Raw genomic sequence first — 23,384 nt, forward strand, 5'->3', positions numbered from 1 at the left:
TTACCCCAAAGGGGTGGTAGTAGTAATTGTAATTGTAGATGAAAAAGGGTTCATCAAATTAAGGTTAATATCCGTTTGTTTTAACTCCATTGCTCTGTAATGAGATGATAAATGTAGTACTTTTGTATACTTCATCAAATCGTTGGTGTTGTTTTTTACGAAATCCGTACGAATAATCAATTTTTATTGCTGAATGAAAATTTTTTCTGCTCAACAAATCTATCAAGCTGATAAATCCACAATCCAAAGAGAACAGATAACCAGCGATGCGCTTATGGAAAGGGCGGCTACCCAGCTGTTCGAGTGGTTACATTCCCGTTTGCGAGGTACCCAAGTCAATATTCAGTTGTTTTGTGGTATAGGTAACAATGGGGGGGATGGCATGGTACTGGCCAGAAAACTGCACGAACACGATTACTCCATTAAGGTGCATGTGGTAAATTATAGTGAAAAGCGTTCTGAAGATTTTTTACTGAACTTGGAACGTTTAAAGGACATGAAAGTTTGGCCGGATTTTATCAATAAGGAAAGCGACTTGCCCCAAATATCGCCGAATGATATTGTGGTGGATGCCATTTTTGGTATCGGACTCAACCGCGCTCCGGATGATTGGGTCGGAAATTTGATTCGACATATCAACAATTCAAGAGCTTTTACCTTATCCGTGGATGTTCCGTCGGGATTGCCTGTGGATAGAAATCCCTGGAAATCTGAGTATGTGATTCGGGCCAGTTATGTGTTGAGCTTTCAACTGCCCAAATTGGTCTTTTTTTTGCCGGAAACAGGCATTTATGTTAACCAATGGGAAATAGTGGATATTGGTCTAGATCCTGATTTTATTGCTAAAACGGATGCCGATTTTGAACTTATAGGCAGACCGGAAGTACTGCCCATGTACCGGCCGCGACTTAAGTTCTCGCATAAAGGGACTTACGGTCATTCCGTTATTATTGGCGGTAGCTATGGAAAAATCGGTGCCGTGCAACTGGCTACTAATGCCTGTTTGAGTGTTGGAAGTGGCTTGGTTACCGCTTTTGTTCCCAAATGCGGATATGATTCTTTGCAAAGCGCAGTTCCGGAAGTGATGGTGTTGACTGGATCTCGGGAAAAGAGTATTTCTGAAATCGAGATTCCTTTTGAACCCTCGGTTGTTGGCATTGGTATGGGAATCGGGTTGGATGGCGATACCATTTCGGCCTTTGGTTCCTTTTTAAAGAAAAGCAATGCTCCCATGGTCATTGATGCCGATGGGTTGAATATTTTATCCCAAAACCCTGAAATGTTGAAAGATGTTCCCCGATTATCCGTGCTGACCCCACACCCAAAGGAACTGCAACGGTTGATAGGTGAGTGGGCCTCGGATTTTGATAAGTTGGAAAAAACCAAGGTATTTGCATCCAAGTATGATCTTGTGGTGGTTGTAAAAGGAGCGCACACGATTACCATATATAATGGCAAAGGTTATGTGAATACTACAGGAAACCCTGGTATGGCTACCGCAGGTAGTGGCGATGTATTGACCGGAATGATTACTGGACTATTGGCACAAGGCTATTCATCTGTCGAGGCAGCCATATTTGGTGTGTACCTGCACGGTTTGGCAGGAGATTTAGCGGTACCCTCAACAGGTTATGAGGCACTCAAGGCATCCATACTTGTGGAACATATTGGAAATGCCTATTCCGAACTGTTCCGTCAACCGGAAATGGAACAGAAGGATAATACCCACTAGTTGTTAGGCGCTATTTCTTCCTTTTTTTGGTTTTATTCTTTTTTGCACCCAATCCAAGGCATTGTCAAATTCTATAAAAAACTCCATAGGTTTTTTGTAGAACATTTTTTCAATATTGAAATTGTGCATGTCTATTTCCTTTTTGGAAACAATGGCGAAGGCCTTTAAGTTGTCCAGGCCTCTGAGATAATTGTATACAGTAGGGTCTATCGCATAGGAATTCTTTCTAAGGCTGATATAGCCAAAGTCTTTGTCCCTAAAATGTATTTCCGAAATTCCGATGATTTGATAGGTCCTTTCCAATGTTATAGTAGCACCTTCGTCAAAAGAAGCGACCATATAGTTGTCAAAAACCTGCACCGTTCCGACCTCAAGTTGATACTCACGTACCACTATGGTCTTCTTTTTAGAAGTTATTTTCATTCCCAAGTGTAATTATAGTGTCTCGTTCACGAAATTATGAGGGAAAGCGAATCAAAGGAAAAATAATAGATTAAACGCTAAAATATCTTATGTATGGTAATTCCAGGTCATAAAAAAAGCTGGCCACAGCCAGCTTTTTTAAAAAGTTTTATCAGGTTTTATTTTTCAGCTTCAGGTGATTTTTCAGCTTTTTTTATTTTGATGGTGAGTTCTTCTTTTTTCTCGTCCAAGTCCATAAAAATACTGTCGCCCTCTTCCAATTTGGAATTTACGATTTCCTCGGCCAGCGTATCTTCTATATATTTTTGGATAGCTCTTTTAAGAGGCCGCGCCCCATATTGTTTATCGAAACCTTTATCGGCTATGTAATCTTTTGCTTTATCAGAAAGATTTAAGTCGTACCCGATGTCCTTGATTCTCTTGTACAATTTGTTCAATTCGATATCGATGATCTTGTGTATGTCCTCTCTTTCCAGCGCATTGAAAACTACTACATCGTCTATCCTGTTTAAAAATTCGGGAGCAAACGCTTTTTTCAATGCATTTTCGATGACACTTTTTTGATGTGTATCGGCCTGGGCCTTTTTGGCTGCCGTACCGAATCCAACACCTTGTCCAAAATCTTTCAATTGTCTTGCACCGATATTGGAGGTCATGATAATTATGGTGTTCCTAAAATCGATTTTACGCCCAAGGCTATCGGTAAGGAATCCATCGTCCAGCACCTGTAACAACATATTAAATACATCTGGATGCGCTTTTTCCACCTCGTCCAGCAATATTACGGAATAAGGCTTTCTCCGAACTTTCTCCGTCAACTGCCCACCTTCTTCATAACCCACGTATCCTGGAGGTGCTCCTACCAAGCGAGAAATGGCGAATTTTTCCATGTATTCGCTCATATCTATACGGATAAGGGCGTCTTCGGAATCAAAAAGTTCCTTGGCCAATATTTTGGCCAATTGCGTTTTACCGACACCTGTTTGTCCCAAGAAAATAAACGAACCAATTGGCTTGTTTGGATCCTTGAGTCCTGCGCGGTTACGTTGTATGGCCCTTGCCACCTTGGACACGGCTTCGTCTTGACCGATGACAAATCCTTTGATAAGGTTTGGGAGCTCTGCCAATTTATTGCTTTCGGTCTGTGCTATTCTGTTTACGGGTATACCGCTCATCATGGAAACTACGTCGGCGACATTGTCCTCGGATACGGTTTCCCTGTGCAGTTTGCTCTCTTCCTCCCAACGCTCCTGTGCGGATGCCAATTCTTTTTCCAGACGTTTTTCGTCGTCCCTAAGTTTGGCGGCCTCTTCGTATTTCTGTTTTTTAACAACGCTGTTCTTTAGTTCACGAACATCTTCCAACTGGCTTTCCAGTTCCAAGATTTGTTTGGGAACGTCCATGTTCACGATGTGTACCCTTGATCCTGCTTCGTCCAAGGCATCAATGGCCTTATCGGGGAGGAATCGGTCCGTCATGTAACGGTTGGTCAACTTTACACAGGCTAAAATAGCTTCGTCTGTATAGTTTACGTTGTGGTGCTCCTCGTACTTCCCTTTGATGTTCATCAAAATTTCGATGGTCTCTTCCACGGTGGTAGGTTCTACCATTACCTTTTGGAAGCGACGCTCCAAGGCACCATCTTTTTCTATGTATTGTCTGTATTCATCAAGCGTGGTTGCTCCGATACATTGAATTTCGCCCCTGGCCAATGCAGGTTTGAACATATTGGAAGCATCCAAACTGCCTGTTGCCCCACCGGCACCAACAATGGTATGTATCTCATCAATGAACAAGATGATGTCGTCATTCTTTTCGAGTTCGTTCATCACTGCTTTCATTCGCTCCTCGAACTGGCCACGGTATTTTGTGCCTGCCACCAAAGAAGCCAAATCCAATGTTACAACGCGTTTGTTGTAAAGAATACGCGATACCTTTTTGTTGATAATGCGCAAGGCCAATCCTTCGGCGATGGCACTTTTACCTACACCGGGCTCGCCTATAAGCAGTGGATTGTTCTTTTTTCTTCGGCTCAATATTTGGGAAACACGCTCAATTTCCTTTTCTCTGCCCACAACGGGGTCCAATTTGTTCTCTTCGGCCAAACGGGTAAGGTCCCGCCCAAAATTGTCCAAAACAGGTGTCTTGGACTTTTTGCTTCCCTTTTGGGAGGCACTGGAACCGAACGAGCTTTCTTTGCTATCTCCCATATCGTCTGTGTCCCCGGGAAAGGATTCCGCTTGGGGCGTATCTATATAATCATCGTCACTGGTGATCATGGACTTGAACTGTTCTTTGACATTGTCGTAATCCACTTTCAGTTTGTGCAACAATTTGGTTGTTGGATCATTCTCGTTCCTCAAAATACAGAGCAGCAAATGTGCTGTGTTGATGGAAGAACTTTGGAAGAGCTTTGCTTCCAAGAAAGTGGTCTTCAAGGCCCGTTCTGCTTGGCGGGTCAAATGAAGATTTTTTTTATCCTTCTGTATTGTTCCTGTATTCGGATTTGCGGGACTTAGGATCTCCACCTTTCTACGCAGGTGATCTAAATCCACATCGAGTGCATCCAATATATTTATGGCTTTGCCATTTCCGTCTCTTAAAAGACCTAGCATAAGGTGCTCCGTGCCAATAAAATCATGGCCCAGTCTCAGGGCTTCTTCCTTGCTGTATGCTATAACGTCCTTTACGCGGGGGGAAAAATTATCGTCCATACGTTTCTTTTTCAGCAATTAAAATTAATAAAAGTATTGTTACGGTGGTCAAATACCGTACCCTTATTCGATAAAGTAGTGGTAAATGTCGGAATAATTACCATTTTTCACTGATTTAACAAAGGTTTATTATCACATCCTCGATCATGTTGGCACTGTTGATAATTTTTTTAATAAAGTAATCGCAAAGCGTTATAAAAGCTGCTATTTTCTGTATATTGCCATGATAATTTAACCACAAAAATCAATAATAAATAAGCATGGCGGAAGGAGAAAAGTTAATTCCCATTAATATTGAGGATGAGATGAAATCTGCCTACATTGATTATTCAATGTCGGTCATTGTGTCACGTGCCCTGCCAGATGTTCGTGATGGTTTAAAGCCTGTACATAGAAGAGTGCTCTACGGAATGCACGATTTGGGAGTAAGGTCCAACAGTTCGCATAAAAAGTCTGCCCGTATAGTTGGGGAGGTTTTGGGTAAATATCACCCACATGGCGATTCTTCAGTTTATGATACCATGGTACGTATGGCCCAGGAATGGAGTCTTAGGTACATGTTGGTCGATGGCCAGGGTAACTTTGGTTCCGTAGATGGGGACAGCCCGGCGGCCATGCGATATACCGAGGCCAAAATGCGCAAGATCGCAGAGGAGATGTTGGCCGATATCGATAAGGACACCGTGGACCATCAACTCAATTTTGATGATACAATCATGGAACCTACCGTGTTGCCCACCCGAATTCCCAACTTATTGGTGAACGGGGCTTCCGGTATTGCAGTTGGTATGGCCACAAACATGCCACCGCACAATTTGTCGGAAGTGGTGGACGGTACTATAGCTTATATAGATAACCATGATATTGAAATAGATGAGCTCATTACACACATAAAAGCTCCCGATTTCCCGACTGGAGGACTCATTTATGGCTACGATGGCGTAAAGGAAGCTTTCCACACAGGTAGAGGGCGCGTAGTAATGCGGGCCAAAGCGACCATCGAAGAAGTTCAGGGGAAAGAATGTATAGTTGTTACCGAAATCCCTTATCAGGTGAACAAGGCGGATATGATCAAAAAGACCGCCGATTTGGTCAATGAAAAGAAAATAGAGGGAATATCCAACATTAGGGATGAGTCCGATAGAAACGGAATGCGTATCGTGTACATTTTAAAGCGGGATGCCATTCCGAACATTGTACTTAACATGTTGTACAAGTACACGGCGCTTCAGTCATCTTTTAGTGTCAACAATATTGCACTGGTAAATGGTAGGCCGGAACTTTTGAACCTAAAGGAGATTATCCATCACTTTGTGGAGCATAGGCACGAGGTTGTGGTTCGAAGAACAAAATTCGAACTGAAAAAAGCCGAAGACCGTGCGCACATATTGGAAGGACTTATTATTGCTTCCGATAATATTGACGAGGTAATTGCCATTATTAGGGGATCTTCCAATGTTGAAGAAGCACGGAATAGTTTGATCGAGCGTTTTAAATTGACCGAGGTTCAGGCCAAGGCCATTGTGGAAATGCGCTTGCGTCAGCTTACCGGTCTGGAGCAGGATAAATTGCGTGAGGAGCATGCGGAACTTTTAAACACCATTGAGGATTTAAAAGATATTCTTGAAAAGAAAGAACGCAGAATGCAGATCATCAAAGATGAGCTTCTCGAAGTTAAAGAGAAGTATGGAGACGAAAGAAGATCTGAAATCAATTATGCCGGAGGGGATTTGAGCATCGAGGACATGATTCCGGACGAGCAGGTCGTCATAACCATTTCCCATGCTGGCTATGTTAAAAGAACACCGCTTACAGAGTATAAGACCCAAAATAGGGGCGGAGTTGGCCAAAAGGCATCCTCTACCCGAAACGAGGATTTCTTGGAACATTTGTTCGTGGGCACCAACCACCAGTATATGTTGTTCTTTACCCAGAAAGGAAAATGTTTCTGGATGCGCGTCTACGAAATTCCCGAGGGTAGTAGGACTTCCAAAGGAAGGGCCATTCAAAACTTGATCAATATAGAGCAAGATGATAAGGTAAAAGCCTTTATCTGTACCCAAGACCTCAAGGACGAGGAATACGTGAACAGTCACTTTGTGATTATGGCCACCAAAAAGGGTACCGTTAAAAAGACTTCCTTGGAACAATATTCCAGACCACGTCAAAATGGGATCAATGCCATCACCATTCGCGAGGATGATGAACTATTGGAAGCTAAACTGACTACGGGTACCAGTCAAATATTCCTAGGTCTTAAATCAGGAAAAGCCATTCGTTTTGAGGAATCCAAGACAAGGCCAATGGGTAGAAATGCATCTGGTGTACGAGGTATCAGACTGGCTGATGATAACGATGAGGTTATAGGAATGGTGTCTGTTCATAATTTTGAAGACGATATTCTAGTGGTTTCGGAAAGAGGCTATGGAAAACGTTCCAATATAGAAGACTACAGGATTACCAACAGGGGTGGAAAAGGTGTCAAAACCATTTCCATTACAAAGAAAACAGGTAATCTTGTCGCTATCAAAAATGTTACCGATACGGATGATCTGATGATTATCAACAAATCGGGAATCGCCATTCGAATGGGAGTTGAAGACCTTAGGGTAATGGGAAGGGCCACACAAGGAGTTCGTCTTATCAATCTAAAGGATAACGATTCCATTGCAGCAGTTGCCAAAGTGATGAAAGAAGATGACCCTGTAGACGAAGTAGATATCAGGGATATCGAAGTCAAAGGGGAAGATGGCACGGCTATTGATGATAATACCGACGAAAAAGAATAAAATTTCAACTAAGTAGTAATCGATAAACACTAAATAATTACAATTTTTTAACATGAGAACAAGAATATTAATACTATTGGCCGTAGGAATATCCACGATGGGTTTTGCCCAAAAGGACGCGATGAAGACGGCGGAAAGGGCTCTGAAAGATGGTGATGCCGCTGCGGCAAAAGCTGCTTTGACAAGCGCCGCATCCACTATTGATTCGGCCAAGGAGAAAGATCAGGCCGAGTATTATGCACTTCTGGGAAATGCGAACTACGAATTAGCCAAAAAGGGGGAAGTATCCGCATTTCAAGAAGCTGTTGATGCTTACAACAAGGTAATTGCGGTAGAAGAAGCGGACGGAAGATCTAAATACACTTCCGTGGCACAAGAAAAAATGGGACAAATGACCGCTGATTTGGTCAATTCTGCAGTTGAGGACAACAACAACAAAAAGTTTAGTGAAGCTGCTGAGAAGTTATATATGAGCTACAAGCTTAGTCCAAAGGATACGGTATACCTTTATTACGCAGCAAGTAGTGCGGTAAACGGACAAGACTACGAAGAGGCCTTAAAATATTACAAGGAGCTTAAAGATGTAGGTTACAATGGAGAATCTGTAACCTATACCGCTGTTAATGTAGAGACAGGGGAGACAGAAAGTATGGACAAAGCAACCCGTGATCTTTATGTAAAAGCGGGAACGCACAAGGACCCAAAGGAAGAGGTAAGCCCATCCAAAAAACCGGAAATCGTAAAGAACATTGCACTGATCTACCAGCAAATGGGAGAGAATGAAAAAGCTATCGAAGCTTATGCCGATGCAAGGGCTGAAAACCCGGATGATGTAAATTTGGTTTTGGGAGAAGCAAACTTGTACTATGCCATTGGTGACAAAGAAAAATTCAAGGAATTAATGGGACAGGCTTCTGCCATGGCTCCGGACAATGCCGATTTGCTATACAATATCGGTGTTATCAACATGGAGCAAGGAAACTTGGAAGATGCAAGGGATGCATACAAAAAGGCTTTATCCATTGATCCAGGGTATATCAATGCCTTGTTGAACCTATCTACAACCTATGTGAATGAAGGTAACGGCCTTATTGATGAAATGAACGAATTGGGAACATCAAAAGCGGATATTGCCAAGTACGATGAGCTTAAGGAGAAAAAAGACAGCCTTTTTAAAGAAGGAGCTGCAGTTTTGGAAGATGCCCTCCAGTCCAATCCGGACAACGAAAGCATCTTGACCCAGTTGAAAAACATTTATGGAGCTTTGGGAGATAACGAAAACTTCATGAGAATCAAAAAGCTTTTAGAAGAGTAATATCATATTTTTCCTATATAAAAAAGCCCGTTGACAACTTCAACGGGCTTTTTTATATCACTTTTTTAATGACCCTGAGCTGATGGGTGTACCTTTTTTCCTCTGAATTGAAGATGCCGGTATGGTCTATCCTATCAATCCGAACGAGACCATTTACGTGTATAATATAGTTGTCCTTCAAAATAATGCCGACATGGTCAATTATTCCTTCGTTATCATCAAAAAACGCCAAGTCGCCAGGTTCGCTCTCTTCGATAAAACTTAGGGCCTCCCCTTGCTTGGATTGTCCCTCCGCCGTTCGTTCCAAAGAGTACCCATTAATTTTATATACCATTTGGGCAAACCCGGAACAATCAATCCCAAATGGGGTTTTTCCACCTGAAAGAAAAGGGGCTTTTATATACATAATGGCCGTATCGACCAAACTATCCTTTGGGTTTTTGCCGTTGTGGATACTGCCCTCAAAAGTGTGGCCCAATAATTCAGGAGCGTTGATCATAGATCCCATAAGTATGGGCAATAGCATACCATCATTGGTGCAGATATGGGATATAACATCGGAACATATCTTTTGCGGTTGGAGCGTTTCTAGGTTATTGTATGTTTCCTCGGCAATAAGTTTGAACTGGTTGTTGGGTATCCAACCCTCAAAATTGTCATAAGCTACCCGAATTCTGCTCCATTTTTTTCTGCTCTCCAAAACCTTGAAATGCTCGCCATATAATAATTGGGATGACATTTCGGCACAATCGTCCGGGTTTGTTCTAATGGGAACAATACTTAGAGGACAAATTCCATATTGCATTTACTGTACAGATTGAATCCCTCATTGAGGGTTTTATTCCCCGACGTTCTATGTCGAAATGAATTAATTATTTTCGTTTGAATACCTCATGGGATTGCCCCGAGGAGTTGGTTCACTAATTTCTTTCCAAAACAATTGATGAGGCTCCACCGCCACCGTTACAAATGGCCGCAGCTCCCAATTTGGCATTGTTTTGCTCCAAAATATTCAACAATGTTATGGTAATTCTTGCTCCCGAACAACCCAGAGGGTGCCCCAGCGATACCGCCCCACCGTTTACATTTACATTGGAATCATTCAGTCCAAGGATTTTCATGTTGGCCAATCCAACCACCGCAAACGCTTCATTGAACTCAAAATAATCAATATCTTCAATGGAAACCCCGGCACGGTCAAGAGCCTTGGGTAGAGCCTTTGCGGGTGCGGTTGTAAACCACTCGGGTTCATGGGCAGCATCAGCATAACCTTTAATAGAGGCCAAAGGTGTTAAACCAAGTTCCTTGGCTTTTTCTTCGCTCATCAAAACAACTGCCGCAGCACCATCGTTAATTGTGGATGCATTGGCTGCGGTAACCGTTCCATCTTTGGTAAAAGCAGGCCTTAGGGACGGTACTTTTTCCAATTTCACATTTTTGAATTCTTCGTCTTCACTTACAACTATAGGTTCTCCTCTTCGTTGAGGTACTTCAACGGGAACCACTTCGTTATCGAACTTCCCGCTTTTCCAAGCTTCGGCCGATCGCTTGTAGGATTGAATGGCATAAGCATCTTGGTCTTCCCTGCTGAATTTGTATTCGGTGGCACAGGCATCCGCACAAACGCCCATGGCATTTTGGTCGTAGGCATCTACAAGGCCATCTTTCTGCATTCCGTCCACTAGTGTTGTTGGACCAAACTTGGTTCCATTTCTCATATAGGCATAGTGAGGTATAAGGCTCATGTTCTCCATACCTCCGGCCACGACAATGGAATTTTCGCCCAAAGCAATGGATTGTGCTCCCTGCATAATCGTTTTCATACCGGAAGCGCATACTTTGTTGATAGTTGTGCAGGGCACCGTGTTGGGTATACCTGCAAAAATAGCAGCTTGTCTGGCAGGAGCCTGCCCCGTACCTGCCTGTACCACGTTGCCCATCAAAACTTCTTCAACAAGTTCAGGCTTTAGGCCTATTTTGTCCAAAGCCCCTTTTATGGCCACGGCTCCCAATTTTGGGGCGGGAACGCTGGATAGCGCCCCCATAAAACTTCCAATTGGGGTCCTTGCAGCGGAAACGATTACTACTTTTTTCATATGTGCATTTTTACTCTTGCGAAAATACTAAATTTAAATGCAAACCGATAAGGAGCTCGGGCAACGGACTTCGTAGAGCCTGTTTAGGAATTTGTGATTGGAATTGGTATAGATCATTTTTGACGCAGTTTGAGGCGTAATTTTTAAGCATAGCCGTGGTTACGGTTCAAAATTATAACGAAAAAATGCGCAAAAAGGGGCCTACGAAAACAATTGGCAAATTCCTAAACAGGCTCTTATATATATTTTCTATTTTTGAAGCTAACAGTTTTAGGGAATGGGAAAAACTTTGGATAATGTATATAAACACCAATCGCTGGTCTACAAATATTTTCTGTATGTAGTTTCGATTGCCCTGATTGTATTCTTTTTCCCAAAAGGGGGGAAGTTTAAGTACGAGTTTCAAAAGGGTAAACCGTGGCAATATGAAAACCTGTATGCCCCTATTGATTTTTCCATAAAAAAGACCCAAAAGGAGATAGAAGAGGAAAAATCCTCGATTAGAGCCAATAAAACTGATTATTACACCTATAATGCCTCTGTGGTTTCTGATGTTAGAGCAGAAGTTGCTGCGGAGTTGAATACACTTTTTCAATCGGGCAACTTTTCTTCACAACAACGTCAGTCTTTGAGGAGTCTTTCCGAAGAAGTTCTTGAGGACATTTATACTGATGGGGTTTTTCAAAACTTACCGGAATCCGAATCCACAGTAGTAGTAAAAAATAATGAGGCACAACCTGTTTCTCCAAGTGATTATTTGGTTCTTGAGCAAGCTAAAAGAGAAATATCGAGCCGTTTTTCGGGGGCCAACATGGTTGGGACTCCTCGTTTGACCGGAATATTAAGAAATAGCCTAAAAGCAAATCTTTTTTATGATGAAGCCCTAACTGAAAGTGCTTTAAGCGATGAGCTTTCAAAGATTTCGTACACTCGTGGCGAAGTGGACCAAGGAAAATTGATCATTGCCAAAGGGGAAATTGTGGAGTCGGAGGACTTTAAAATATTGAGTTCCCTTAAAGATGAGTATGAGTCTGAGCTCTGGATGGGCAGCAATTATTATTTTATTTTGCTTGGGTATACCGTATTGGTGGCGTTGGTGCTCATTATGTTGTTCCTGTTTTTGAAACGATATAGGAACGAGATTTTCCAGAACAACAACAAGGTGACCTTTATTTTCTTCAACATTTTGTTGATGGTACTCGCCACCACATTGATGACAAAGCATTACGAGAACTATATCTATATGGTTCCCCTGTGTATTTTACCTTTGGTGTTGAAAAACTTTTTTGATGCCAGGTTAGGATTGTTCGTCCATGTGTTGACTGTTTTGATCCTCGGTTTTGTGGTACCCAACAGTTTTGAATATATTTTTTTACAGACCATAGCAGGTATTGTTACCATTTTAACGGCCTCAGAGCTATACAAGAGGGCCAATCTGTTTATTTCGGTGGGTCAAATTACCTTGATCTACATAGTTGGTTATTTTGCATTCCATGCCATCCATGAAGGTAATTTGCAAAATATTGAATGGATATTGTTTGGTGTTTTTGTGCTGAATGGCCTTTTGACGCTTTTTGCCCAACCGCTGATCTATATGTTCGAAAAAGTGTTCGGACTTGTATCCGATGTGTCGTTGTTGGAGCTTTCCGACACCAATTCTAAATTGCTCAAAGAATTATCGGACAAAGCACCGGGCACCTTTCATCATTCTTTACAAGTAGCGAACCTGGCCGAGGCCGCGGCCAACGAAATAGGCGCAAATGCCATGTTGGTCAGGGTAGGTGCACTGTACCACGATATAGGTAAGATGGAGCGTCCGACCTATTTTACCGAAAATCAGATTACCAACGTTAATCCACACGATGATTTACCGCCCAAGGAGAGCGCCAAGATTATTATAGACCATGTAATCAATGGGATAGAAATAGCCCGAAAAAACAATTTGCCAGACCGTGTAATTGATTTTATCAGAACCCACCATGGAACAACTATGGTCTACTATTTCTATAAAAAACAACAAGAATTGGATCAAGAGGTGGATAAGGAAGATTTTAAATACCCTGGGCCAATACCTTTTTCAAAGGAAACCGCTATATTGATGATGTCGGATGCCGTAGAGGCCGCCTCGAAGAGTTTAAAGAACCCGACATTTACCATGATAGATGAGTTTGTGGAGAAAATAGTAAAGGGACAGATGCAGGCCAACCAGTACTTGAATGCCAATATAACCCTTAAGGAAATTGAAATGGTAAAGAAGGTGCTCAAGCAAAAGCTTACTAATATCTACCATTTACGAGTGGAATATCCTGAATAGCAGGGAAGTGATAAAAGTTCCATGAAAAAAGTGTAAAAATAGTTGCGATCTTACATCTGAAAAGGTACATTTGCATCCGCATTTTCAGAATGCATGTTCATAATAAATTAATTGGAGAGGTGCCGGAGTGGTAACGGAGCAGATTGCTAATCTGTCAGCGCGTAAGTGCTGCCCGGGTTCGAGTCCCGGTCTCTCCGCTTTTTCCAACATACTTCGGGGTGTAGTACCTCGACAATGCTCGGTATAAACTCCGCCTGAGCGGCTACTTTAAAAAGTGGTTTGTAATTTGGAGTTTGAGAAATTGAAGTTCTTGGTCATTAAGACTGTTTTCGGGGTGTAGCGTAGCCCGGTTATCGCGCCTGCTTTGGGAGCAGGAGGTCGCAGGTTCGAATCCTGCCACCCCGACGAACCACTAAATAGGTGGTATTAAAGCACTGTCAACTGACTGATTGACAGTGCTTTTTGTTTTTTATGCATTCATTTGATATCATTTAAATACATATAAATGGTGTAGAGTTCGGTGAATGGTTCGGTACGTTCCTTGTGCATAATTTAGCTACAGTTTGACGCTGTTTATGGGTGTTTTGCAAACCTGTTTTGTCAAACCCAAAAGCTATGTATTATGCGAAATTCCAACACTTTAAAGGTTCTTCTCTTCACAAGGGATACTTCCAACAACCCTGAAAAATTGACCATTTATGCCCGCATCACTGTCAACGGAAAACGGGCAGAAATCAGCCTGAAACGATATGTTTCGGTGAATGAATGGGATGAAACGAGAGGAAGACTTCATGGACTAACCCACAAGGCCCGTTTGTTGAACAGCTATCTGGATGAGGTGTATGGTGCCATCATGGACACCCATAAACAATTGTTGCGTGAGGACAAGCTTATTACGGCTCAGGCAATCAAGGCCCGTTATCTAGGGCAGGACGAGCAACACAAGACCCTTTTAGAACTTATCAAATACCACAACGAATCACAAAAGAACAAGCTTCGCCCGGGAACCATGAAAAACTATTATGGTACAGAAAAATATCTCAAGAGGTTTTTACATGAAACGCGCAGACTTGAAGATATCAATTTGAAACAATTGAACTACAAGTTCATTACCGATTTTGAAAATCACTTGATCAATGGGCCTGAACTCCAAAAGGGAAAGAAGTGCACCAATAACGGGGCCATGAAACATTTGGAGCGTCTAAGGAAAATGGTAAATCTTGCCGTGAGGTTGGAATGGTTGGACAAAGACCCCTTTGTAAATTATAAAAAACGATATAAGAAGACTGAACGCTCTTTTTTGACCGAAAGGGAACTCAGGCTCATTGAGGAAACAACATTTTCAGGAAAGGGATATGAACGAGTGAAGGACACCTTTCTTTTTTCATGTTATACCGGATTGGCCTATGGAGATGTGAAGGCTCTAGATATAGATCATTTGAGGTTTGGGATTGATGGGAACCTTTGGATTTATACGAAAAGGGAAAAGACCAATGAAACGGTCAAAGTTCCATTACTTCCCAAAGCAAAACAAATTTTGGATAAATATAAAAACTGTAATGAAAGGTTGGTACACGGAAGGCTATTACCTGTATTGAGCAACCAAAAGACCAACAGTTATTTAAAGGAGATTACAAAGGCCTGCGGAATCTATAAGAATATTTCATTTCATACTGCCAGGCACACTTTTGCAACAACGGTTACACTATCTAATGGAGTCCCTATAGAAACCGTTTCCAAAATGCTCGGCCATACCAAACTGTCCACTACCCAGATCTATGCAAGGGTACTGGAACATAAGATAGGGGAGGACATGCAAAACCTTATAGAACATATGCAGACCAAAAAAGCAGCCGAAGGATGATAAGGAAGTATTCATTCGGTCCCGTTTGCGGGACGTAAGGAATAGCAAGAGGGTGATGCGCAAATTGCGCCATCACGGTTGTTTTCGGGTCTTCAACAAGTTGAAAAACAGTTAATTGAATTGATTTTGGAATACTGTACAAAATCAGGGGCTACAGTAGACTTTTCCGAAATCTACAGTAAACCCTTTGGGAAGCCCTATAAACACTGGAAATTTTTGACGAAAAAATTGACGCAATTTCACTAAAAAACAAAATCGCACCTATGGAAAAGCAAAAAACAAACGGCAGAACAAAGAAAGGAACCGGCGGTTATTCCAATATCACGGTAAATAAAGAAACGGCCACACGCTTCCGCACTTATTCCAAACAGTTCAACAAGTCCCATAGTGAGGTATTGGACGGAATGATACAATACTTCAAGAAGAACCATCTTGACCCTTTTGGCAATGGAACAAAGATTATCCTTGAAAATATAAAAAAGCTGGAAACGAAGATGATGAAGAAATTTGATAGGATCATTGCCATCGTCAAGAACATGGAAAAGACCAGTATCCGGCCGACCTATGAAATGGTGCTCATTCTTTACGAGGCCTATGTAAAGGATGGGAAGAGGCCGAGACGGGAACCAGTCCAGATACAGGAAGAGCGAATGGATTTTTTGGAGCCTAGAAACACCGTTCCCAAAGTGGAGCACGACAGAATACTAAAAGAATTTGAGAACTATAAAAAGCGTTGCAATGAAATCCTCAACAACGTTGAAAAGGTAGAACCAATAATGGGCAAACCCTATCTCAGAATAAATATGGGCATCGGGGATTTTGAAAGCTTGAAACATCAATTAAGATAACGCTCATGTACCTTACCATCTCAGCACAGAAAATGGGCAGTACCTACAACTCCAGTGTAGGGAACTATGTGGACTATCTGGAAAAGGAAAACGAGGATAGGTCGCCCGAACAAAGGGAGGAATTCTTTGACCAAGAGAATGACAGCGTAAGCCCTGAAACGGTCGTTGAGGAAATAGATGCCAACACGGCCAAATTGAGGCAGAAGGACCCGAAATTCTATTCCATAGTGGTCAGCCCCAATAAAAGGGAACTGAAGGCCATAGGCAATGACCCGAACCTTTTAAGGGAATATACAAGGAAGCTCATGGAGGACTACGCCAAGAGTTTCCATAGAAACCAAGAGGTCAAGGCCGAGAACCTGAAATATTATGCCAAGATCGAACATGAACGCACTTATCGGGGATTTGACAAACAGGTTCAGGAGAATGCACCCTACCGAGGGGAAATAGCAAGGCTAAGGAACGAGATACGGAAAGTGGAACGGGGCGAATCCATCGGGAATGTCAAAGAACTTGAAAAAAGGATTGCAGAGCAAACAAGATTGGCTCCGCACAAACAGAACGGACAATTGGTGGCCGCAGGGATGAAGAAAGAGGGGCCACAGACCCATATCCATATCATAGTAAGCAGAAGGGACGTGACCAACACCTATACGCTTTCACCCATGGCAAAACACAAGGCATCCGAAGTGGAATTGAACGGAAAGACGGTCAAGAGAGGGTTTGATAGGGACAGTTTTTACCAAGCAGCCGAAAAGACCTTTGACAGGACAACAGGCTTCAAGAGGAACTATGTGGAATCCTATGTTGGTAGAAAGGCCCATGCCAAGGAACCGGGGAAGTTCTTTGCCAAGGTGATGGGACTGCCCACCAAGGAAAAGGACATGGCCTTTAAACTCCTTAAGACGATGGGGGTCAAAGCTCCCAGTATACCGACCAATAAGGTGCAAATGGCGGCCAAGATTATCAAAGCACTTGGAAGGGGCATTGACAAGGCAAGGGGAGCGGGTGAGGATATGGGCTACTGAAATCCAAAAAGCAGGTTGCGCCCTATCGTGTTTTTGCTTCACGCTTATCTTCCCGAACGCTACAAAAACCGATAGAATCCATGCGCAAAAGTTGGGGGTAAGATTTGGGGTTCTTTTGTAAATAGTTCGGTTTTAAGGATAGCTTACAATAAGCATAAGTGCCAACTGAAGGTAAACAAGATTAGTGCCTAACATATGCTTGTTTATAGTATTTTCCTACATTTATGTGATTGATATAAAAAATGATTAAATACATCGGTTTTGTACTGTTTGGGGTATATAGATGTATTTTATATTTATATAAACAAGTTGTACAACATTATAAGGAAAGCATTGAGTTATTCAGAGAAAATTTTCAAAAAAAGCATTTTAGAACTTAGCATAGATGACTTAATCTCATTTTTCAAAACAGAACAAGAAGAAACTTCTGTGCTTGAATTTAAATCAGGAAAGGTAGAAATAAACGATTTATATAAAGAAATCACAGCATTTCTCAATACTGAAGGAGGATTATTAATCATTGGCGCCCCTCAAGAGCAACAAAAAAAGGTTGGTAAAAATGTGCATTTTTTTTGCAAAGGTGATTTAACCTATTCTAATTTTAGAAATAAAGATTGGTTGTATCAAAAAATTACAAGTAACATATCCCCTTCTCCAACTGATTTAAGAATATTCGAAAATGTTTCCGAAAAAGGAACGGTTTTTTTAATTGACATACCGCAAAGTACAATTCCTCCTCATCAAAACTCATCAGATGGACGCTATTACATAAGACTAGAAAGGGAAGCAAAGCCAGCACCTCATGGTATAGTTCAAGCGCTTTTTCAAAAAAGACGGACACCAAAACTAAACGCAAAACTTAGCATCGAAAAGTATGCTGATGACATTGATGACGTAAAAATTTCAATAAATAATAATTCTCCAATACCTGCTAATAAGGTTAGCTTTATAATTGATGTTTATAATATACTCGAGCCAGATGAAGATTCCGGTTTTCGGAAAATTAAAGAGCAAAAACATTATAAATTCTGTTATAACGAGCACACTAGTCATTCATTAGTTCAACTGATATCAATACCACAGGAATTTTCTTTAAGACATGGCAAGAAACCATATTTAATTATGGTTGGCTATTGGTGTGCAGATTTAGATTTTGATTATAAGTTTTGGACTTACGACCCAATTGAAGAAGAGTTTTTAATAGAGGGCTCATCAGAAAGTGAAATTTTAATTAGTGACCAAATCGATGCCTTATACAATCAATAACGTAGTACAACAATACCTAAACGTAATGCGGACTTTAGGACAAAATAGAATGGTCTGTATATATTTATGATGTAGCTAAATCTTTGGGATTTAGCTTTGGACAAAAAAGAAAAGCGAAACCAAAAGATTTAGTGTAGTGCGCAGACGGAAACGAAAAGTTTCCTTATTTCCGCACTATGCTTAGCCCAACAGTTAGCTGCAATGAATAAAAAAGATAAAGTATGACCAAGGATTTATATGAATCTTACCGAGGTGCAATGGCATACATTGAAGTGAAGTTGCCTAATGGAGATATTAGTATTGGTTCGTCTTTTCATTTAGGCGAAGGGATATTTATTACTGCTAAGCATGTTGTTGAAAATAATCAAATTATGTCTATGGCTACTACAGAACACTATTATGTTCCTGACGATAATGGTAATACAACTATCCATGGAGATGAACAAAAGTATAGAAGTGAATTCCCCAAACCATTAACCATTGAAAAGGGACCATTTTTTCATCCTAATGATTTAATTGATGTTGCTGTATTAGTGTGTAAAGAAAAAGATATAATACCAATACCCTTGGGAGGTCATTTGGATGATTGGATTAATGAATCACAATTCATAATGGCAGAAACAGTTGTAATGGGATACCCTCCAATACCATTTGCTAACAAACCCTTGTTAATTGCAGCAAAAGGTGAAATCAATGCAGTAGTAGATAAGTATAATACTCCTCACCCACATTTCATTATTTCAGCAATGCCGAGAGGAGGATTTAGTGGCGGACTTTGCTTAATTGAATGGAAATTTGCTCTTGGACTAATTGTAGAATCTTTAGTGACAAATAATAGAGAAACCGAGTTAGGTTTCATGTCTGTAATTTCGATTGAACCTATATTTGACTGCTTAAAACATTATAACTTATTACCCCAAGTGCAAAAGGAAGGATGGGAAGGATTTTGGGATTAAATAAACACATACAGTTAACAAAAGCTAAAACGGCAAGTGTCGCTAAACGCGTCACCTGTGTTTAGCAAAACTGTTAGCACAAATAATGAAAAAAAATGGTTCCTATAATCATAGATGCAAAAAATAATTTTGACGAGTACAGTTTTGAAGACTATTTAATGCAGGTTGCTAAAAAGCATAAGGACCAAGGTCGAGCAATGGCTTTCGCCTTCATTATTTATGATTTCAAAAATCACGTAATAAATGAAATTTTAGAAAAAAGGAACTATTGGAATAAGAGCAAAATATTTTTAATTAACTTGAGCAAAATTTTAGAAGAAAAGTGTCCGTTTTGAAACGGAACGCCTGTCCGCTTTCAGCGGATTATGCACGTCTGAATCCACTCGGAATTGCAAAAGTATGTGTTAATCGAATAAATGAAACTTAAACTCGTAACCGGTTATACGAGACCAATATTATGATATTTTTTAAATCAATATGGCGATTTCCAGATCAAACTTTCGTAGCAGTTCTTTCTGAAAAGATAGACTGGAAATTCTTTTTAGTTTTTAGTGCCTGTAGTGGCATAGTAATGTTTAAATTTCAGCATTTACTTTTTCACAAAAATCTATAAAAAGTCTGAATGATGGTATGTGTTTAGTTTTTTCATTTCTTTCTATTAAATTTTCCAAATAATTTAAGTCTACAACACCGTTTGGTTTATTTTTCGAATAACGAATATTTCTTTCTCTTAAAAACTCTGTACAATAATCTGCGTGAAATTGTGAATGTCTATTGAAACCTGGAAATATCTCCATTTCTTCTGGATCATTAGTTTTGACATTATAAAACTGAACATATTTTGCAAGGTCAGTGTTTTGAGGGTTTTGTTTAAAGATCTTCTTGTTACCCAAAAACCAACTTTCGATACATCTATTTTGAGGAATAATTATTAATTCAGTATTCGCATTTAGTTTAAGATTGTTATCATCTAAAAAGTCATTAACTTCTTTAATTCTTCCAGTTATTGTTGACTCGTCAACATCTAGAACTAGTACCAAATAGTTAAACTTATTTAATTCATTGACTTCTTCTATTGAATTTTTTAGATGATTGTGAAGTAGTGCTGGAAATCCATTACCGTTAAAAAGAAAATAATTATTGACGTCAGCTTGATAAGCCCAATTTACAGGGCTTAATCTTGGTATCAAATGTGAAATCCAAGCAGGATAAACTTTTTTTTCAGTCCTGCGACCTTCAACAATTATGTACAAATTCATATTTCTAACCCCGTTTGATATTGATCCAATTGGATTAGTTGCATAAATGCGTCGTGTTTTGATTTTCCAATGTTATATTCTTCTGGATTATGGGTATTCACAACTCCTTTAGTACGAGTGACTAATTTCCAATTGGAATAACCAATATTATTAATTATGTATGGATGATGACTTGTTAATATAAATTGAATTTGTCTTTTAGATGAAAGTATATCATTCGTTAATTCATTAATGCAGTTTATACCCAAACTATTTTCGAATTCATCTATTAAGAAAACACTTCCTTCACTACATAAATATATCTCACTAATATGAATTAAACTCCGAAACATTCCAGATGAAATATTTTCTTGTTTGATCCATTTGTCCACTCCAATTTCTTTTATTTGAATAAAAGGATATTCTTTAAAGAAAAATGGAATGTCATCTTCCTCTTCGTAGTCTAATGGCTCAACTTTGACATCTTCTACTTGAGGAAAAATATCGATATATCTTTCTTTTATTGTATTAAATGTTTTTGGTGAATTTTTATATGCCAGAAAGAGTTTTATTCTTATATCCTCTGTACTTTCTTGAATGGATTTTAAAGTTTTATGTGTTTTTAATAATTTTTGAGTATCAGAAAATTTAATTCTAAAGGCTTCTCTTGTGGAATCTGTTTGGTCGCTGTAAATAATCTTACCAAATCCTTCATAAGCGGGTTTAATAATTTCTTCTTCTTTGAGCAAGTGAATTACACTTTGTTGATTAGGAAGTTTTACTGTTTTTACGTCATTAAAAATTATTGAATCCTTTGTTCTTTTAACAATAGGCTTTCCATTAAGTAAAAGGTTTTCTCTAATTATTGATGGCTTATTTCTTTTTAATTCATCATCCTCATCGTCTGTGAAATCTATATCACCCTTATTTTCAAACTCTCCACTCCATTCAAATTTTAGATTATCAAGTGTCTCAAAAATGATATTCCATTTAATTCCACTTATAGATTTTCCATTAGCTATTGATTTTAAACGCATAATGGATTTTAGTATTTGAGTTTTTCCTACTCCAGAGGCTCCAACCAAAAGTGTTAAATTATCAAAATCAGCACTTTTTAAACTCCATTTAAGAGCTTTATCTTGATAGGTAAGGTTTAATACTTTCATTGAGTTTTAAATTTAATCAAATTTAATCGAAAATAATTTAGGTTTTTGACATTACTGCCAACTTGTGCATATGGTTGAATACAGGACTTAAGTTTTGGGAAAGGAATTCCTTTGCAATTCCTGAATAAGACCTCTTCTTTAGTTTTCTTTTCTGTTAAAGAGGTTCAAATGGTCAATCAAGGCCTTTTCCCCAACAGGCATCAAACGGTTGGCTATGGTCATTGTTTGATGGATGAATCCCTCTTCGTTTCTCTACATTACATCGTCCGAACCAAGATCGGGATTTATAGCCCTCATGGAAAGATATAGCAATGCTTGCACGGTCAACAATAGGTCGGAATGACCATCAAGGTAAAAGAACGTGGGTTGAAACTTGTCCTTGAACCATGGATGGGGAACCAAGGTAGGGGAATGGTCGTTTGAGTGGAATCTCAAATCCTTGATAAGCTTTTCTTCGTTTGGGTCCATGGATTCATTTTTTGTTTTCAAGTTCCGACAGCTTTTCGTCCAATTTGTCCATGAAGTACATTTGGCTGTCAGGAAGGATGCTCAATACCAGTTCCAATACGTGGAGCACACTATCCTCTTTTGATGCATTTTGATTTGCAGGAAACAACATCATTCCCTCCCCATCAAGGGCAAAAACGCAAACCTCCAATAGGCTTATGATCTGCATCAAAAGATGGTTGTTGTTCCTGACCTCGAAGGATACATAGTTTCCCTTTGGGTCGATGGACTTATTGTTTCCCAAGAGTCCCGAAAGATTGCTTCTGAGCTGTTGGATCTCTTCCAAGGTCTTTAACCGTTTCTTTTTTGATTTCATGTGAATGGATTTATTGGGTTGTGGTTGTCTGTTGTTCCGAAAGCAGTTTTCTGACCTTGTCCAAAAATTCCATTTCATCATGGGGTATCAAATCCAGTATATATCCGAGAACCCCACTAATATTGCTGTGGGGCTGGGGAACGGAACGTGTCGAGAAATTTTCGTTTTCCAAAGCTGTGATACAGACCTTGATCAGGTCGGAGATCATATAGGAGGTTTCACAGTATCCTTCGGTAATGAGTTCCGTGCCGTACAATCCCTTTTCGGGGAGATAGGGCTTCAAGGCATGGAAATACATTTTTTCCAGTTCCTTTAGCTGATCAACTACTGATTCCTCATTATTCTTCCCTTCGTTCTCGGTCACTTTCGGGAATGCTTTCTCAAAATCCTTTCCGATTCCCTCTATCCGGTCTTTACACTGATCAAGGTGCCTATGGAAAATGGATTCGACTTCTTGGATGAAATCTTTCATCTGTGTCTGGATTTTTTTGGACTGGTTTTTTGTAATCTCAAACTCATTGCCATAGCGGGCAACACTATAGGCGTGTTCCAAAAGCAACAACAGTTCATTGCTGTTCGATTCAGAAGGTTCCAAAAAGGGCTGTAGGGTGGGAAAGAAATGTTTGCAGTAATTTATATGGCTAATGATACTGTGTGTTACCATGCTCCTTCCTATGCACATCTGTTCAATGAAACGGAACGAAAGCTCAAAGGCCTGGTGCATGTTGAAGGTGGCAATGGCATAATCCCCTTCCTTTATCAGGATGTCGGCAGTATTGGCAAAGGCATTTACTTTTGCCGATTCGGATTTA

19 protein-coding genes and 2 tRNA genes are annotated in these 23,384 nt (G+C 40.2%); 12 read left to right on the plus strand and 9 right to left on the minus strand.

Features of this window, described 5'->3' with window-relative positions:
- The first annotated feature begins 193 nt into the window (after window positions 1–193).
- Window positions 194–1,732 carry an NAD(P)H-hydrate dehydratase gene (locus AC13CS_RS12370; RefSeq protein WP_482888820.1) on the plus strand — a complete coding sequence of 513 codons (1,539 nt, stop codon included), beginning with the start codon at window positions 194–196 and terminating at the stop codon, window positions 1,730–1,732.
- A gap of 3 nt (window positions 1,733–1,735) precedes the next feature.
- On the opposite strand, the gene AC13CS_RS12375 is transcribed toward AC13CS_RS12370, so the two are convergent.
- Window positions 1,736–2,155 (minus strand): STAS/SEC14 domain-containing protein, encoded by a 420-nt coding sequence (locus AC13CS_RS12375; protein ID WP_293164887.1) that lies wholly within the window; start codon window positions 2,153–2,155, stop codon window positions 1,736–1,738.
- A gap of 158 nt (window positions 2,156–2,313) precedes the next feature.
- Entirely contained in the window at window positions 2,314–4,869 is a 2,556-nt protein-coding gene (locus tag AC13CS_RS12380; protein WP_293164885.1) for an ATP-dependent Clp protease ATP-binding subunit, read from the minus strand.
- Between the two features lie 260 nt (window positions 4,870–5,129).
- On the opposite strand from AC13CS_RS12380, the gene gyrA reads away from it, so the two are divergent.
- Together gyrA and AC13CS_RS12390 are read left to right on the plus strand one after the other, a co-directional pair.
- Window positions 5,130–7,658 (plus strand): DNA gyrase subunit A, encoded by a 2,529-nt coding sequence (gene gyrA / locus AC13CS_RS12385; protein WP_293164883.1) that lies wholly within the window; start codon window positions 5,130–5,132, stop codon window positions 7,656–7,658.
- A gap of 52 nt (window positions 7,659–7,710) precedes the next feature.
- Window positions 7,711–8,973: a tetratricopeptide repeat protein gene (locus tag AC13CS_RS12390; protein ID WP_293164881.1), complete on the plus strand. Its 1,263-nt coding sequence runs from the start codon at window positions 7,711–7,713 to the stop codon at window positions 8,971–8,973.
- 52 nt (window positions 8,974–9,025) lie between these two features.
- Here the strand turns inward: AC13CS_RS12390 and AC13CS_RS12395 are convergent, their stop codons facing one another.
- Together AC13CS_RS12395 and AC13CS_RS12400 are read right to left on the minus strand one after the other, a co-directional pair.
- Entirely contained in the window at window positions 9,026–9,778 is a 753-nt protein-coding gene (locus AC13CS_RS12395; RefSeq protein ID WP_293164879.1) for a C40 family peptidase, read from the minus strand.
- Window positions 9,779–9,893: 115 nt separating this feature from the next.
- Window positions 9,894–11,069, minus strand: a complete 1,176-nt coding sequence (locus tag AC13CS_RS12400) for an acetyl-CoA C-acyltransferase (protein WP_293164877.1) — start codon at window positions 11,067–11,069, stop codon at window positions 9,894–9,896.
- A 277-nt stretch (window positions 11,070–11,346) separates the two neighbouring features.
- Between AC13CS_RS12400 and AC13CS_RS12405 the strand changes: the two genes are divergently transcribed.
- The 9 genes from AC13CS_RS12405 (at window position 11,347) to AC13CS_RS12445 (ending at window position 19,680) form a co-directional block, all read left to right on the plus strand.
- The gene (locus AC13CS_RS12405; protein WP_293164875.1) at window positions 11,347–13,383 is read left to right on the plus strand and encodes an HDIG domain-containing metalloprotein; all 2,037 of its coding nucleotides are present in this window, start codon (window positions 11,347–11,349) and stop codon (window positions 13,381–13,383) included.
- A 113-nt stretch (window positions 13,384–13,496) separates the two neighbouring features.
- Window positions 13,497–13,580, plus strand: a tRNA-Ser gene (locus tag AC13CS_RS12410).
- Window positions 13,581–13,713: 133 nt separating this feature from the next.
- Window positions 13,714–13,788 (plus strand) — tRNA-Pro (locus AC13CS_RS12415).
- A gap of 217 nt (window positions 13,789–14,005) precedes the next feature.
- Window positions 14,006–15,247, plus strand: coding sequence for a site-specific integrase (locus tag AC13CS_RS12420; protein WP_482888821.1), 1,242 nt, complete (start codon window positions 14,006–14,008; stop codon window positions 15,245–15,247).
- A 263-nt stretch (window positions 15,248–15,510) separates the two neighbouring features.
- Window positions 15,511–16,095, plus strand: a complete 585-nt coding sequence (locus tag AC13CS_RS12425; protein WP_482888822.1) for a BfmA/BtgA family mobilization protein — start codon at window positions 15,511–15,513, stop codon at window positions 16,093–16,095.
- A 5-nt stretch (window positions 16,096–16,100) separates the two neighbouring features.
- On the plus strand, window positions 16,101–17,123 hold the full coding sequence (mobB, locus tag AC13CS_RS12430; protein WP_482888823.1) for a MobB family relaxase: 1,023 nt from the start codon (window positions 16,101–16,103) through the stop codon (window positions 17,121–17,123).
- Window positions 17,124–17,456: 333 nt separating this feature from the next.
- Window positions 17,457–18,389 carry an AlbA family DNA-binding domain-containing protein gene (locus AC13CS_RS12435; RefSeq protein WP_482888824.1) on the plus strand — a complete coding sequence of 311 codons (933 nt, stop codon included), beginning with the start codon at window positions 17,457–17,459 and terminating at the stop codon, window positions 18,387–18,389.
- 221 nt (window positions 18,390–18,610) lie between these two features.
- The gene (locus tag AC13CS_RS12440) at window positions 18,611–19,345 is read left to right on the plus strand and encodes a trypsin-like peptidase domain-containing protein (RefSeq protein ID WP_482888825.1); all 735 of its coding nucleotides are present in this window, start codon (window positions 18,611–18,613) and stop codon (window positions 19,343–19,345) included.
- A gap of 95 nt (window positions 19,346–19,440) precedes the next feature.
- Entirely contained in the window at window positions 19,441–19,680 is a 240-nt protein-coding gene (locus tag AC13CS_RS12445; RefSeq protein ID WP_482888826.1) for a hypothetical protein, read from the plus strand.
- 240 nt (window positions 19,681–19,920) lie between these two features.
- Here the strand turns inward: AC13CS_RS12445 and AC13CS_RS12450 are convergent, their stop codons facing one another.
- From AC13CS_RS12450 to AC13CS_RS12470, 5 genes are all read right to left on the minus strand, one after another.
- Window positions 19,921–20,604, minus strand: a complete 684-nt coding sequence (locus tag AC13CS_RS12450) for a hypothetical protein (RefSeq protein WP_482888827.1) — start codon at window positions 20,602–20,604, stop codon at window positions 19,921–19,923.
- Window positions 20,601–21,749 carry an AAA family ATPase gene (locus tag AC13CS_RS12455; protein ID WP_482888828.1) on the minus strand — a complete coding sequence of 383 codons (1,149 nt, stop codon included), beginning with the start codon at window positions 21,747–21,749 and terminating at the stop codon, window positions 20,601–20,603. The genes AC13CS_RS12450 and AC13CS_RS12455 overlap by 4 nt, the downstream gene beginning before the upstream one ends.
- 252 nt (window positions 21,750–22,001) lie before the next feature.
- On the minus strand, window positions 22,002–22,217 hold the full coding sequence (locus AC13CS_RS12460; protein ID WP_482888829.1) for a hypothetical protein: 216 nt from the start codon (window positions 22,215–22,217) through the stop codon (window positions 22,002–22,004).
- Window positions 22,218–22,221: 4 nt separating this feature from the next.
- On the minus strand, window positions 22,222–22,572 hold the full coding sequence (locus AC13CS_RS12465; RefSeq protein ID WP_482888830.1) for a hypothetical protein: 351 nt from the start codon (window positions 22,570–22,572) through the stop codon (window positions 22,222–22,224).
- A 10-nt stretch (window positions 22,573–22,582) separates the two neighbouring features.
- On the minus strand, window positions 22,583–23,384 hold an 802-nt coding region (locus AC13CS_RS12470; protein WP_482888831.1), incomplete at its 5' end, for a HEPN domain-containing protein.

The sequence above is a fragment of the Flagellimonas sp. B-3 genome (genome assembly GCF_056857835.1).